This window comes from Veillonella ratti, from assembly GCF_003992115.1.
Classification (GTDB): domain Bacteria; phylum Bacillota; class Negativicutes; order Veillonellales; family Veillonellaceae; genus Veillonella_A; species Veillonella_A ratti.
The window spans coordinates 79,510-94,725 of the sequence record NZ_RQUX01000001.1 but is presented as its reverse complement, the minus strand read 5'-3'; the positions used below and the strand labels follow the sequence as shown (position 1 = coordinate 94,725).

At 45.3% G+C, this 15,216-nt stretch carries 12 protein-coding genes and 2 tRNA genes; 1 reads left to right on the top strand and 13 read right to left on the bottom strand.

What is annotated here, in order from left to right; genetic code table 11:
* Positions 1-23: 23 nt before the first annotated feature.
* The 3 genes from EO124_RS00455 to EO124_RS00445 form a co-directional block, all read right to left on the bottom strand.
* The gene (locus tag EO124_RS00455) at positions 24-1,856 is read right to left on the bottom strand and encodes an ABC transporter ATP-binding protein (protein WP_127057846.1); all 1,833 of its coding nucleotides are present in this window, start codon (positions 1,854-1,856) and stop codon (positions 24-26) included.
* A complete protein-coding gene (locus tag EO124_RS00450) occupies positions 1,853-3,799 on the bottom strand; it encodes an ABC transporter ATP-binding protein (RefSeq protein ID WP_127057845.1) in 1,947 nt (648 codons plus the stop codon). The genes EO124_RS00455 and EO124_RS00450 overlap by 4 nt, the downstream gene beginning before the upstream one ends.
* Positions 3,800-4,013: 214 nt before the next feature.
* Positions 4,014-5,459, bottom strand: coding sequence for a hypothetical protein (locus EO124_RS00445; protein WP_127057844.1), 1,446 nt, complete (start codon positions 5,457-5,459; stop codon positions 4,014-4,016).
* A gap of 239 nt (positions 5,460-5,698) precedes the next feature.
* On the opposite strand from EO124_RS00445, the gene EO124_RS00440 reads away from it, so the two are divergent.
* Positions 5,699-5,787 (top strand) — tRNA-Ser (locus EO124_RS00440).
* A 65-nt stretch (positions 5,788-5,852) separates the two neighbouring features.
* On the opposite strand, the gene EO124_RS00435 is transcribed toward EO124_RS00440, so the two are convergent.
* The 10 genes from EO124_RS00435 to EO124_RS00390 form a co-directional block, all read right to left on the bottom strand.
* Positions 5,853-6,614 (bottom strand): aminotransferase class IV, encoded by a 762-nt coding sequence (locus tag EO124_RS00435; protein WP_206512510.1) that lies wholly within the window; start codon positions 6,612-6,614, stop codon positions 5,853-5,855.
* Positions 6,598-8,046, bottom strand: a complete 1,449-nt coding sequence (locus EO124_RS00430) for an anthranilate synthase component I family protein (RefSeq protein WP_127057843.1) — start codon at positions 8,044-8,046, stop codon at positions 6,598-6,600. The genes EO124_RS00435 and EO124_RS00430 overlap by 17 nt, the downstream gene beginning before the upstream one ends.
* A gap of 4 nt (positions 8,047-8,050) precedes the next feature.
* The gene (locus tag EO124_RS00425; RefSeq protein WP_127057842.1) at positions 8,051-8,641 is read right to left on the bottom strand and encodes an anthranilate synthase component II; all 591 of its coding nucleotides are present in this window, start codon (positions 8,639-8,641) and stop codon (positions 8,051-8,053) included.
* Between the two features lie 198 nt (positions 8,642-8,839).
* Positions 8,840-8,930 (bottom strand) — tRNA-Ser (locus EO124_RS00420).
* A 138-nt stretch (positions 8,931-9,068) separates the two neighbouring features.
* Entirely contained in the window at positions 9,069-9,728 is a 660-nt protein-coding gene (locus EO124_RS00415) for a radical SAM protein (protein WP_127057841.1), read from the bottom strand.
* Positions 9,715-10,053 carry a 6-carboxytetrahydropterin synthase QueD gene (gene queD / locus EO124_RS00410; RefSeq protein ID WP_127057840.1) on the bottom strand — a complete coding sequence of 113 codons (339 nt, stop codon included), beginning with the start codon at positions 10,051-10,053 and terminating at the stop codon, positions 9,715-9,717. Before queD ends, EO124_RS00415 begins: the two co-directional genes overlap by 14 nt.
* Positions 10,054-10,064: 11 nt before the next feature.
* Positions 10,065-11,294: an LL-diaminopimelate aminotransferase gene (locus EO124_RS00405; protein WP_127057839.1), complete on the bottom strand. Its 1,230-nt coding sequence runs from the start codon at positions 11,292-11,294 to the stop codon at positions 10,065-10,067.
* Positions 11,295-11,849: 555 nt separating this feature from the next.
* Positions 11,850-12,617: a hypothetical protein gene (locus EO124_RS00400; RefSeq protein WP_127057838.1), complete on the bottom strand. Its 768-nt coding sequence runs from the start codon at positions 12,615-12,617 to the stop codon at positions 11,850-11,852.
* Positions 12,614-14,017 carry a sensor histidine kinase gene (locus EO124_RS00395; protein ID WP_127057837.1) on the bottom strand — a complete coding sequence of 468 codons (1,404 nt, stop codon included), beginning with the start codon at positions 14,015-14,017 and terminating at the stop codon, positions 12,614-12,616. The genes EO124_RS00400 and EO124_RS00395 overlap by 4 nt, the downstream gene beginning before the upstream one ends.
* Complete coding sequence (locus EO124_RS00390; RefSeq protein WP_006555394.1) at positions 13,995-14,669, bottom strand: response regulator transcription factor; 675 nt, start codon at positions 14,667-14,669, stop codon at positions 13,995-13,997. The genes EO124_RS00395 and EO124_RS00390 overlap by 23 nt, the downstream gene beginning before the upstream one ends.
* Positions 14,670-15,216: the final 547 nt, after the last annotated feature.

Here is a 15,216-nt window from a genome sequence, read left to right as displayed (position 1 = left end):
TCAATTGCATTTAGAATGCATGTTTACACCGTCATCCCTTTGGCGTAGTTTTCATACAATTCCGTATAATAACCACCCTTAGCCAGGAGTTCTTGGTGGGTACCCTGTTCAACGATTTGACCGTTATTCACAACGAGCAATAAATCGGCGTCACGGATGGTGGATAATCGATGGGCAATTACAATGCCGGTACGGCCTTTTAAGAGTTGATTCATCGCTTTTTGCACTTCCACTTCCGTACGCGTATCTACATTGGCAGTGGCTTCGTCGAGTACCAAAATACTTGGGTTGACTAAGAAGGCACGGGCAATCGTCAATAATTGGCGTTGCCCTTGCGAGAGGTCATCGGCGCCGTTTTTCAGCATCGTATCATAGCCGTGTGGCAAGGTACGAATGAAGTGGTCAGCCATGGCCAGCTTGGCCACTTTGATAATTTCTTCGCGCGTCGCTTCCGGCTTGCCATAAGCGATGTTTTCAGCAATCGTACCCGTAAAAATCCATGTATCCTGCAATACCATGCCGATTTGGCGATGTAAGGCTTCACGGCTCAGTTTGCGGATATCGGTACCGTGAATCGTAATGATACCGCCGGAGATTTCGTAAAAACGCATGAGCAGATTAATAATCGTGGTTTTGCCGGCGCCTGTAGGACCGACGATAGCTACAACGTGGCCGCTCGGAATTTCGAAACTTACGTCCTGTATGAGCGGTTTATCCGCACTATAGCCGAAGTCTACATGCTTGAATTCGATGGCATTTTCACCGGTAGCCAAGAGGTTTTGGTCGCTATTGGTATTCGTATTCATTATGCCGGCTGAATCAGTTTTCCCGCTTGATGCGGCCACATTAGGCGGAATCGTCAATGTGCCGGAATCATCTTCCATCGGATAGTCCAGAATCTCATAAATGCGGCCTAAAGCGGCGTGTGTTTCCTGGAATTTTGTCAAAATGTAAGAGCTTCGGGAAATCGGGTCGGATACCTGCGTTACATATAGGAAGAAGGCCTGAATATCACCGATGGTGATTTGGCCGCGCAATACGAGGAGACCACCCTGAATAGCGACTAACACATACCCGATTTGATTGATAAAGTTAACGAGCGGCATAATGAGTTGCCCCATGAAGCCCGATTGTCGTTCACGCGTGAAAAGCTGTGTATTCAAATTGGTAAGGTGGTCGGTAGTGACTTTTTCAAGACCGAACGCTTGCACAATTTGCTTGCCGGAGATTAACTCTTCGATGCCGCCGTTGACGGCACCGAGAGCCTGCTGATTACGAAGGTAGATGGTGCGGGCCTTCTTGGCGGTTAACGTTAAGCCGAAAACACCAACCAGGATAACGCCGAGAATAATTGCAGCCAGGAGCGGGCTAATCCAAATCATCATGGCGACGGCACCGACTATGCCGATGAACGATGAAATGAGGCCCGGAATGCCTTCACGGAGCGTTTCGCCGACGGAGTCTAAATCACTGGTGAGGCGACTCAACATATCGCCACGATTGTGTTGGTTGAAGTATGACATCGGCAAGTTGTGAATCTGATGACTTACGCGGCTGCGCAAAGCTAATACCATGTGTTGCGCCGCACCGGCGATGATAAATTCACTGGCGTAGGTAAATAAAGCATGGCAGCTGTAAAAAATAATCAGCCAGAGCACGGTATCGACCGTGCCATCCAAAAGGGCATTGATTTCTCGCTGTTCTTGAAGCCCTTGGACGATGGCGTCCACGATGGAACCTAAGAGTCGCGGTGCGATGATTTCAAAGCTGGCGGCCAGAATTAAAGCTATCGTAAGAAATGCGAGGAGCCACCATTGATCGCGTGAGTCATAGAGGAAGCGTTTGACCAGTTTCATAGTGCCACCTCCTGAGATGTTACGATTTGTTGGTAAATCGGGCAATGAGCCAGTAATTCGTCATGAGTTCCCACACCGACCGATTCGCCTTGATTAATGACGAGAATTTTATCCGCTTTTTGAGCTGCGCTGACTTTCTGCTCAATGGAGATAAAAGCACGACCGGTAGACTTGGAATCCGTATTACTGTTAACATTGGTATTGTCATTGCTGTTGTTGGTGCTATTGCTGTTAACGTTGCTATTGTGAGTGCTAATCTCGTTGGCTACGGCTTTACGAACTTGCTGTTCCGTGATGCCGTCCAAGGCGGAGAAGCTGTCATCAAAAATTAAGAGTCGCGGTTTACGAACTAAGGCGCGCGCCATGGCAAGGCGTTGGCGTTGACCGCCGGATAGGTTGGTACCGCCTTGGGCCAATTCATGTTCATAGCCGTCTTCAAAACGACTGATGAATTCGTGGGCACCCGCTAGTTTGGCGGCTGCTACGAGTTCTTCAAAAGCGACCGACGTTTGAGTTGTTTGGTCTGGATGACTCGTATTAATGGTTTGCGTTTTGCCAAATGCTAAATTCATGGCAATAGTACCGGTGAAAAGATACGCTTTTTGCGGCACATAGCCGATTTGCGAGCGAACGTGCTCAATCGGTTGGGTAAAAATCGACTGACCGTCGAAGAGGATATCGCCGGATTCGATAGGGTAAAGTCCTAAGATGAGTTTGGCTAAGGTACTCTTGCCGGAGCCGATGTCGCCCATGATAGCCAGCGTTTCGCCGGCGTTGAGGGTGAAGGAAATATCTTTTAACGCCGCTTCTTCCGCGTCGTCGTAGCGGAAGGTTACATGACGGAATTCCAATAAAGGAGCTTTCGAAGTATCCTCGGTTTTAACAACAGGATCTTCATCGGTATTAGCAGCGTGAGTTTCATCGGTTTTAGTAAGGCGAGATTCGCCGGTTTTAGCCATGCGAGTTTTATTGGTTTTAATAGCGTGCGTTTCATTAGTTTTTTCAGCATGCACCAATAACTCTTGAATACGGCGATAGCAAATAATCGCTTCCGGCACGTCGAGGAGCACGAATACAGCCATGATGAGATTCATCAAAATGAGGGTGGCGTATTCGATGATAGCCATAATATCACCGATTTGGAGATGGCCCGAATCAATCTGGTAACCGCCGAGCCAGAGGATAACCACGGTACTCATGTTGAAGATGATGAGGATACTTGGTAAACCGATGGCGTAAGTGCGGGCTAACTTTGTTTCCTTAGCCGATAAATCGGAGAACATGTTAATTTCGGCGGCTTTTTCATCATCACTGCGATTAAAAGCACGAATAACGGACATGCCGATAATATGGTCGCGCACCAAATCGGTGAGCTTATCCAGTTGCTGCTGAACCGCCATTACGATGGGAAGCGCTCGTTTTTGAATCATAATCATGAGCACCACCATGATGACCATGAGACTCAAAATGACAAGGCCCATTTCGAAGCTTTTGTAAAACGTGAGGCCCAGGCCGACTATAATCATGAGCGGCATGGGAAGAATCATGTTGATGCCTTCGGCGAGGACGGATTGGATTTTTTCAACGTCGCGGGTGGCCCGCATGAGCAAAGTGCCGGTGCCGTATTTTGAAAAATCCGACAGCGAAAAATCCTGCAGCGCCTGTACCAGTTGTTGACGCATGCTGAGGCTGACGCGCGACGCAATATGAGCGGCCAGATAGACCGCGCTGAGCGAACCGATGACTGTCACTAACGAGGCGGCCAGCATCGCAATGCTGAGGCGGCTGATGGCGTTCAAGTCACCCTGCAAAACACCTTCGTTGATGATGCCGGCCGTTAAGGTCGGCACAGTGAGAGCACTGACTACATGGATTAAGGATAGCAGGCAGGCGCTGAAAAAAGCCCATTTTACAGGGCTTAAATAAGTTGAGCTAAATTTCATATATATCGTTCCTTTTCAATATACTGTATAGCTCTATTGTATCATATTTAGTGATAAGGTGTTTATTTGTTTTGGCGGTTATATCGCTTTTGTGGCATGAAAAATCCCCTTAGCCGTAGACTTAAAATCTAACGGTAAGGGGATTTCCGGTGAGTTAGGCTACTGACCCGGAGTCTATGTTCTTACTTATGCGGTGACACAATGGCTGTGATATTTATTTTAGTATTTTAACGGTATGACCGTTAGTATGGATGTTGCTGTTCGTGGCGTCGTCATTGTTAAGTTCGGTCAGATAGGAATCGGCGGTTACATTCCAAACGGAGTCCTTGCTGAGACTTAACGATGCTTGTTTAGCCGTGTTATTTGGATTGATAGCACCGGTTAAGGTGGAGTTTTGCGAGAGCTTAAGCTCTACCTTGCTGCCGCGGTCCGCCAGGATATCGCCGTTAATAGTTTGCTGAGTAGCCTGCAAGCGTGCTTGGCTGCTGCTGTCGGATGTGCGGGCCATGCTGAAGGAATCGGCACCGGACACGACTTGTAAAAAGGCAGCATTCTTCGGTTGATTGATAGCAGTACCTTGTAATTTAATTTGCGCCTTCGTGCCGGCAATATTGAAAAGCGGGGCCGTGCCTGTTTCGGTGAGGCGGCTTTGGTTGATGTTGAGCTTGGTTGTGCCCTTATTAGCCGTACCTAAATCACTTTGATAGAGGTAAAAACCGTTGGCTCCCTTCAGCTGTGAGTTAGTGAGGGTTACTTCTGTGTCGCCTTCTAATAGACCAAGCGTCCCATTCGTTGCTTCACCGTTAATAGCAGTTAATTTCATCGTACCGGTTGAGCTGATGAGAGGACTGCTTTGGCCATAGGTACGCAAGGTTACGTCATTAGCCGTTAAAGAACTTTCAGTCTTGGTGGCCGTTGCGAGGGCAGGACTTTGGAAGCCGTAAGTGCTGATGTTGCTTTGTTTTACGGTGATGTCTGCGCCATAGGCCGCGCCTATGCCTTGGGACACGCGGTTATTTGTGCGAATCGTCAGATTGTCGGCTGTTATTTTAACTTTTTTGCCGCTCCCTACAACACCGGAAGCGCCATCACCGCTAGTGTTTATAGTGCTGTTTTCAATTTTAGCTTCGCTGTAAGGGGCCACGAGGAGCGCCGCATTTTGACCGCGCCAAAGGCTGAGACCTTCACTGTCGCTATTGCCGGTTTTGATGAGCTCCGCTTTCTTTAACTTTGCATGGCCTGTCTTTTGGACAAGAATTACATTTTGGTTATTCTGATTATTTGTAAGTGACTTTTTAAAAGTTTTTGATCCGTTGACCGTTTGCGTTGCTTTAAATTTGTAGTTTTTATCTACTTTCTTGCCCTTTTTCACGGCGTCATCGGAATCACTGACGAGACCTAAGAGCTTGCCGGCCGCTTTAATGGGGTTGAGTGACGGCAACGAGAACGTAGGAATAATTTTAGCGGCTACATAGGCGCTAATCGGATCGGCGGCATGGGCGGTGGTGAGCGGATACGCCGTGGCTGATACAGCTAAAGTAACTGTCATAATAGCGGTTAGGGCAGTACGCTTACCGCTACGTTTGTTGTTTGGCTTTAATGCTTCTGTTTTTATATTTGCATTTGTATCTGTATTTGCATTTGCATTTGAATAGTTCATGGTGCTCCTTTATATGTATCTTAATTGTACGCGCATTAATATCGCAAGTTAGTTACGGCCGCATTAGTTGCGACTATTATGTTTATTATAGCGTATTGAGTCAGGGGAGACAAAAGAAGCTTTGATGAAGAAGAGCAGGGATTACTAAGGCGTTTTATGGTGCTTTCGTCAAAAAATTAGCGTAAGGTCTTGATTTGTTGGGTGAAACAAGGTAATATATTAAAGTAATAGTTTAATTTGGAGAGGTGTCCGAGTGGTTTAAGGAGCTGGTCTTGAAAACCAGTGACTCCGCAAGGGGCCGTGGGTTCGAATCCCACCCTCTCCGCCATGTTAAAAAGCGACTTTTCGTTATGAAAAGTCGCTTTTTGTTTTGATGTTTTTTGCTTCTGGGGCTTATTTTTGGGGTTTATCTAAGCCGAGAAAAGACTCAAACCGATCTTTTAGGTAATTTTGGGATAAGGTTTCCGTCATTGTTTGTGCTGTAACTGGAAACGCATGAGATCCAAATTGACGAACCGGCATGATGCCCATGAGGGAATTCGTAATAAAACACTCGTCGAAACTGTTAATTTCATCGGGTGTAATGGCTTTTTCAATAACATCATAGCGATGACAGAGGTATGCGCGGACAATACCAGGTAAGAGTCCGGCCTCAACTGGTGGCGTATACAGCTGCCCTTTTTTTATAAAGAACAGATTGCTCACGGCGCCTTCGGCTAGCATACCACGGCTATTGCAGAAAATCGGCTCATCGATACCATCCTTAGCCGCCTGTCGTTTGGCTAAGATGGAATCGCCGTAATTAAAGGTCTTGTGGTAAACAAACGGGGATGATTCGTTACGGCGAATGTCGGCAAGCGCCAACACAAAGCCCGGACGAGACGGTAAAGTATCGTAGGGGTTAGGTCTTGATGTAAAACTTAGATTGTTGGCGGACACTAAGATTTTGACAACGCCCATACCGGTCCCATTTTGTTCCAGATAGGCTTGTAGTTGACTCTTCCAATCGTCAGGAAGCGTGATGCCGAGCCAGTCGAGGGTGTGGCGCAGGCGCGTTTCGTGGGCGTCCAGCCAAATAGGTTTGCCGTTTACGAGGGCTATGGTTTCAAAGGCACCAAGGCCAAACTGATAGCCGTCATCAAAGGTAAGGTTCATAATCAAAAGTTTCTCCTTTCAAAGCAGTGAGCAAGGCTTTTGCTTTTTGCCAAATCTCTTCATATTCAAAGTTCTTCTCCGATTCGGCAGTAATGCCACCACCGACGCCGATATAGTATGTATCGTTTTGATGTACAGCGGTGCGGATGACGATATTGAGGTCGCAGTTGCCGTCGAGGGATAAGTAACCGATAGTGCCGGTATAAAGTTGGCGCCGGCTCGATTCCAACTCGTCGATGATTTCCATGGCCCGTCTTTTTTGCGCGCCTGTAATGGAGCCGCCGGGGAAGAGTGCGGTCAGTGCGTCTATGGAAGTAAGTTCCGGTCTAAGGGTGCCGGTCACGTTGGCAACCAGATGGAAGACTGACGCGTAGTCTTCTACTGAAAAGAGGGTCGGTACGGAAACACTTCCGGGTTCACAGATTTTGTTAAGATCATTGCGTTCGAGGTCGACGATCATAAGTAATTCGCTGCGGTCTTTTTTGGATGCTCCTAATTCGGCGCGAAGGGCAGCATCTTCGGTAGGCGTTTTGCCGCGGCGGCGGGTGCCTTTGATAGGCCGTGTTTCAATATGACGGCCATCGATGCGGAGGAGTCGTTCCATGGACGCACTGATGATCTGATAGGAATCGTATTGCAGGTAAGCTCCGAAAGGCGACGGATTATCTCGGCGCAAACGGCTGAAGAAGGTGTAAGGCGGGCACTGACAATCGACGGTCAACGTACCGGTAAAATTAGTAACACAAACGTCACCAGCTATAAGGTAGTCTATCAATTTATGAAGGGACCGGGCATATTTATCCGGTGTGCTGTCCGGATGAATCGCCAGCGGATAGGATGCGGTCAATGGCAACACTGTAAGGTTGGCCATTTTCCGGGCTATAAGGTCCTCCATCTTTTTCAAAAGAACGGACGCCGGTTCAGTGTGGCCGTTAGCGATGAACCAAAGGGAGTGATCTTTTAAGTCTTCGATGATGAAAAAATCGTAAAAGACCCATTTCATATCGGCCATGGTGATCTTCGTTTTGTGACGTGAGGTAAGGTCCATTTTTTCCATGCCGTAATCATAGGTAACATAGCCGATGGCTCCGTCTGTCAAAGGTAGGTTGGTATTGTTTTTACGGTAATGATTTTGAAAGTAGGTGTTAAGATACTCTTCGGCGCTTCCCGGATGGGCTTTGCCGTCCACATAAAGACGCCCTTTTTCAACACTGACCTCGTGATAAGGTACGAGACCGATGATAGAATATTGGCCGAGGTTGTTTTCCAAAGAGGAGTCGAGAAAGGCTGCATTTTTTTCTTCCGCAAAGAGGGTGAAAATTTCACCGGTTCTATAGGGCAAAGTTGAACGGCGAATACAGGCTTCAGGCTTTGTTTTAATCATGGCGCCACTAATAGATTCCGTCATTGTTTCAGTGACGTTTTTTATCATGGCTTCAGGCATGGACACGACCTCCTTCTTCGGCACGACGGCAAAAGGCTTGAATTAACTCGGAGCCGTACTCGGACAATAAGGCTTCGGGGTGAAACTGAAGTCCGAAGAGTGGTAGTGTTTGGTGAGACATGGCCATAACGGCACCGTCATCGCTGACTGCATCTACGTGATAAACGGGCGGCAAGGTGATTTTTTGGACAACCAGTGAATGATAGCGGGTCACGTCAAATGTTGTTGGCAGACCTTTGAATAAGCCGGTTCCTTCATGATGAATGGCCGTAATCTTGCCGTGCATCGGCTTTTCACCGCGTATCACGGCAGCACCGGCGTTATGGGCCAGGATTTGCATGCCGAGACAGACGCCGAGAATAGGCATTGTATTTTTAAATTCACGCACAATAGCCAGTGATTCTGTGGCATCGGCAGGGCCCTTGGGACCGGGCGAGATGATGATGCTGGTAGGTTTCATAGTAGTAATTTCATCTACCGTAATGGCGTCGCAGGGGCGCACCTCGACTTTGCGTCCCGTTTCGGCCACCAAGTTGGCCAGGTTATAGGTAAATGAATCATGATTATCGACGATGAGATACATAATAGCTCCTTATATGAAAAAAAGGATAACGATGGCAGCAAAAAACTGCACAGTCGTTATTCTTAAAGGCCCGTAAACTGTAAGTGGAAAATTCCTTATATTAGTATATCATATTTAGCTCTTTGGCTAAAGTTTTTACTATGATTGTTTTAAATAAAAAAGCCCTACAAACCTAGGTTTGTAGGGGTGTAATCTAACTGGCGGAGGATTAGGGATTCGAACCCTAGCGACGGTAACCCGCCCTAACGATTTAGCAAACCGTCCTCTTCAGCCTCTTGAGTAATCCTCCATATCTAATTACTAAAATATCATATCATTAGTAGAAGGCACTTGTCAAGATTTTGTAAATAATAGTTGCAAATTTTATTAACTCTTTTAGGATTAAATTGCCTAGCAATTAAGCCATTGCTGTCTAAAATTTTTAGTTTTAAACGCCCTTAGCGTCGGGATCCCAAATGAACTTGTGGATTTGTAACTGTAAGCGAATCTGTTGCAGATTATTTTTTAGTAGGTAATCCACAATTTCTTGCGGATTGATTTTGCCGAAAACGGGGGATACGAAGATATGGCCTTTCGGCTTTTTAGTGAGCACGATTTCTTTCATGCGTTGTAAATCGGCGTAAGAGCTGACTACGAATTTAAGAACATCCTTGTCTGTTAAGGCTTCGCACAACTGCGGATGCATAGATTCTTCGGCACTTGAATCGGGACATTTGTAGTCGTAAGTGTAGAATACATTATCTCGCTGAAACGGAGCAATAATGCTGCCGTTCGTTTCGATGTTGAACTCATAGGGACCAAACGGCGTTGTTTCACGGCTCAATACATCGATGAGTTCTTCCACTTCTTTAGCTTGAAGCAAAGGTTTACCGCCGGTAATGGTAATGTAGCGGTTCCCCATTTGGCACAGAGCATCCGCTACGTCTTCAACGGATTGTACTTCGTAGTCTACTTCGTCGCCGTAACTGTATGTTGTATCGCAATAAACACAACGTAAGTTGCAGTCGTAGAGTCTTAGAAAGGAGCAAAGGGACCCTTGGCGGGTACCTTCACCTTCGATGGAGCTGAAACGCTCAATCACGTTCATAGATGGCTACATTCCCTTCCGATTCCTGAACAACGACTTTGAAGCATTTTTCGCCCAACTGATCGGCAATCCATTTCGCCATATTTTCGGCGGTAGGATTAATGTCGCCCATAACATCGTTCACGTGTTTGTGGTCGAGTTGGCCGTGAATAGCTTCTTTGATATGACCGAAGTCAATGACCATACCGTTCTCATCAAGCTCGGCGGCGCGTGCATGAATATGCACAATCCAGTTATGACCGTGTAGGTTTTGACACTTACTCTTGTAGGTCAATTTTAGCTGATGAGAGGCACTGATTTCTAGTTTTTTTACTACTGTAAACATGTATACCTCGCTTAAAATTGTAATGTTTTAATTCGCTCAATAGCACGCAATGTGTTTTCACGACTGCCGAAGGAGGTGAGACGTAAGTATCCTTCGCCGCAAGGGCCGAAACCGGCACCCGGGGTGCTTACGATATGTACTTTTTCCAATAAAAGGTCGAAAAATTCCCAGCTTGTCATGCCGGCCGGAACTTTAAGCCAAATGTAAGGCGCATCAACACCGCCGAATACGGTGAGTCCGATGGCAGTAAGGCCTTCGCGAATGATGCGGGCGTTTTCTTTGTAGTACGCGATGGCTTCGCGGGTTTGACGATGGCCTTCTTCCGAATAAACGGCTTCGGCGGCACGCTGAATAATATAAGGAACACCGTTGAATTTAGTGCATTGACGACGATTCCACATAGGATTTAAGGCCTGCTTTTGACCGTCTGCCGTATTGACCGTTAATTCCTTCGGAACCACTGTATAGGCACAGCGTGTGCCGGTGAAGCCAGCTGTTTTGGAGAAGGAACGGAATTCAATGGCTACTTCGCGAGCCCCTTCGATTTCGTAAATGCTGTGAACCGTGTCCTCACTGCTGATGAAGGCTTCGTAGGCGGAGTCAAACATGAGCACCGTATCATTGGCTTTACACCAGTCAACCCATTCTTTAAGGCGTTTGCGGCTCAAAACGGTACCGGTCGGATTATTCGGGCAGCAGAGGTAGACGATGTCTACATGGCGGTCCGGGAATTCCGGGGAAAAGTTATTTTCCGCATTGGTCGGCAGGTAAACGATGTTTTCAAAACGATCGCCTTTAAACTTACCGGAGCGGCCACCCATGACATTACTGTCGAGATACACCGGATACACCGGGTCGGTGATAGCCACAACATTGTTGGCACTGAAGAGTTCCTGGATGTTGCCCACATCGGATTTGGCACCGTCGGAGATGAAAACTTCGTCAATATCGAGGTTGATTCCGAGTGGTTTATAATCGTGATCGACAACGGCTTGACGCAAGAATTCGTAACCCTGTTCCGGACCGTAACCGCGGAATGTTTCTTCATGGCCCATTTCATCAACCGCTTTGTGCATAGCTTCGATAACTGCCGGAGCGAGCGGTCTGGTTACATCGCCGATGCCCAGACGAATGATGTCGGCATCAGGATTGTTTTTCTGAAATTCTGCCACCTTGCGAGCAATGTTAGCAAATAAATAGGAACTTTGTAGATTGGCATAATTTTCATTAATAAGGGCCATGGTGAACCTCCTTGAAGCTTGGTACAACTGATTAGAAAATTTATAAATCCTATACTATATAGAAATTTATAAATTTAATAGTAACATTTTACTATATTTACATCGCCTCTGGCAAATAAAGACCTGTAAAGACTTTGTCAATATTTATGCCGGATGCTGTGAACAATCCCCGGATAGGGAATAGAATAAACACTCGAAAATAAATGTCTAAAATCATTTAAATATAAAGAAAAACAGGAATCCGGGGAGGGATTCCTGTTTTTCTTGTAAGGGGAGTGTTAGTGTTAATCAAATGAAATCTTGATCACCTATATTGGCTGAACAGGGAGGGTTCAGTATCAATATAGTTCCCTGTAATCAATGATGGGGGTAATTCGAATGGGGTATCGAAATTACCATTCATTTGATGATATAACTATACGTCATCAATATGAACACAAAATGAACGTTTTTGTGTTTTAATGACTTTTTTTGATAAAATTTTCAGAATAAAATTAATTGTGATAATTAGTAGTAAAACACATGTACTATGTGACTTTAAATTATCCTAGAATCTTAGTGGACAATAGATTTTATAATATGTCCATTAACCCCGTCGATAATTAAATCATAGGTCAAACTAGAGCGTTTGGCTGTAATTTTATACAGCGGATGCTTTAATAATTCTTTAGGTGGGGTTCGCGTGAAATCATTAATTTGTACGCCTTTGGCTAATTCGTCAATTGGGGGATGCTCATGATCGGTATTACTCGCATTCGGTTTGATAAGCGGTCTTTCGCTTTCTAGTGGCGGTTTTGTCCCGGCTGCCGCTATTGGCGGCGGCACACGAAGAGGCGGTAATGAGGCCACGTTACTGTTTTCGGCTGTAGCCGGTAAGTTTAAATTCTCATGGCTATCAGACGAATCGGCGGCTTGCCCGTTCATTGGCTTATTTGTCGAAGAATCTGCATTTTTGTCGTTAGGCATCATTCCGTGTCCGATTGGCGGTCCCGGCGGAAATGGCAGATCATCAAAGGTGATTAAGGCAATTTCCTTAAATGTCAGCTCATTCAAGGGCACCCCGGTATTAATAGCCGTCAACTCTTTGATGGTATCTTTGCTCAAGAGGGTCAATTTATTGGCTTTGGCTTGAGCTTTAATCATTTCGGTGCGGGCTGCACTGATACGCATCGCTTCCTGTTGTGCCATATAATCATGGACTGCATAGATACCACCGCCGATTATAAAAGCGGCAACAAATAGCAGTATTATACGGTGTAAAGCTCGTCGAGGCGGCTCTGCATCGTTGGATTCTACTGTGAACTGTCGCAATAATGGTTTCATGGTGTATCCTCTCTAAAGGCCTCATCGGTCATGATAGGAAATTCTAAAATAAAACTTGTTGATACATGAGGCTCACTAATGGCATAGGCTTTGGCCTGGTGCAAATTAATGACATTTTTTACAAAATAAAGACCTAGTCCCAACCCTTGATTAGCTTTTTTGGTACGGGCCTGATCGACTTGATACATGCGATTCCAAATCTTATCGAGGTCGTCTTGATTAATTCCCTCCCCATTATCTTTAATGGTAATACGAATGGTATTGTTTAGTTTTACGACCTGAATAGATATAGCATCTTTGGTGAATTTTATGGCGTTGTCAATCAAGTTTCCTACCGCGCGTTTTAAAAACGGCAGATTACCTACCATAGATAAATCCGGTTGGATGGTTGCGGTTAAGGTGATATTTCTCTCTTTACAAATTCGTTGATAACTGTCGACTACTTCCTGCATCATTTGACTGATGCTGAGCGGGTCCTTCTTGATGCTGTCCATGTTGTCCAAGCGGGCAATATCCAATAATTGGGTAACCATGGCGGTCATGAAACGACTCTGTTGGAAAATATGTTCAAAGCTTTCTTTAGCTTCGTCGATATTGTCGATATAGGCACGACCGTAATCGCTTTCTGCCTGAATAACGGCAATCGGCGTGCGAAGCTCATGGGATACGTCGGAACTGAACTGCTTTTCACGCTGGGAAGAGCTCTCTAAACTGTCAAGCATTGTATTGAATGTTTTTGACAGTGCGGAAATTTCGTCGTGGCTGTCTACCAGTTGTTCGATACGTTGGGATAAGTCGCGTTTTTGACCAATGTCAGCGGCCGTTTGGGTCATGTTACGAATCGGTCCGAGACCACGCTTGATAATCCAATAACCGCCACTGGTGCCGATGACGAGGAATATAACACCGCCGAGAATCAAAGAAAGCAACATAATGTTGGCCGCACGACTGGCTGTGGTAGCAGGCATTACGCCACGAACCCAACCGTGGAAAGCCGGATCGGCTACAGGTGCGTCATAATAATAGAAGGTAGTGTTTTTGACAGTTACTTCTTGGATGTGATGGGGAGAAATCATGCTTTCCGGTGGGAACCCGTCAGGAATGGCCCCTTTGACAGCTACGCCGTTATCCGTATAGAGAACAGTAAAAACGCCTTCTTGGAACGAACGGAACCGCGTCAGATTGTCGGCTGTATTAATAACCCTTGATTGTAAGGTACTGCGCATTTCCGAGGCTTCCCACAGTTGCGTGAACTGCAGAATGAACACGGACAGCATGAGTAACATTAATAAGAGAAATATAGAATACCAACCGGTAATCTTAAGCGTAAGCGGTAAACGACTGAAAGGGTTAAGTGAACGACCACCGGAGCTTAGCTTATTCTTCCACTTTGAAAACATAGCCCACACCTCGAACTGTGTGAATTAATTTGGCTTCGTTGGCTACATCCAATTTTTTACGTAAATCCTTAATATATACATCTATTAAGTTGGAATAACTTTCGTAGTCGTATTCCCATACGTGGTCGAGAATCTGTTGACGGGATAATACGATGTTTACATTGCTGGCTAAATAATATAATAAGTCAAATTCTTTAGCGGTAAGTACTAATTCCTGACCGTGCAAGGTAGCGGTACGGCTTTGGCTGTTGATTGTCAAAGGACCGGCTTCCAAATCATTGTGCGCATGGTTGTAGCTGCGGCGGGATAAGGCGTAGATACGAGCAATCAACTCTTCAAATTCAAAAGGTTTGACGAGATAATCGTCGCCACCGTGGTTAAGGCCTTTTACTTTATCTTGCAAAGTATCTTTGGCGGTTAAAAACAATACCGGCGTTTTGTTGCCTTCCTGGCGCAAGTGTTGCACAACGGTAAAACCGTCCATTTTAGGAATCATTACGTCCATAACGACTACGTCGTAGCTGGATGTATTAATGTGATCCAAAGCGGTTTCGCCGTCAAAGCAGCAGTCAACCGTCATAGATTCGACACGCAAGCGTTTGGCGATAATATTATTTAGCATTTCTTCATCTTCAACAAGTAAAACTTTCATACAATCACTCCTGTCGTACAGAAATAAGCCTGTTTCACAACCTCCGCCGGTGTAACAGACTATAAAATAAAACTATAAATCAATTTAAAGAACGTCTAAAATTATTATAACACTTCATAGGCATAATAATAATAGCCTTAGGTTGAAGTCAGTATAGCGTAAGGGTATGAACCCATTGTGAAGGGATAACGTTAAGGCATTAAATTTATGATAACTAAATTGTGTACCTTTGTGTTTTATGCATAGATTGGACGTTTTTCGGACGTTTCTGAAAAAATCAAAAAAAATGTGTGAAAATGATTTTCGATTAAATATTCCGTTTTTCTATCCGGTCATATAAATAAACGGAATAATATTAGCGTTTCTCTAGAAAATACAATAGTTTATGATAAACGATGGTTTAAATACACCCTAAAAATAGGGGAATTTGGCAAATGATAAAAATTATCATTTATGAGGGCTGTTTTCAAGTATGCGTATTTGATTTTGGACAAAAGCCTTTGTAAACCGCTATAATTAAAGAACAAGCTATAGGAAAGGCATGCCC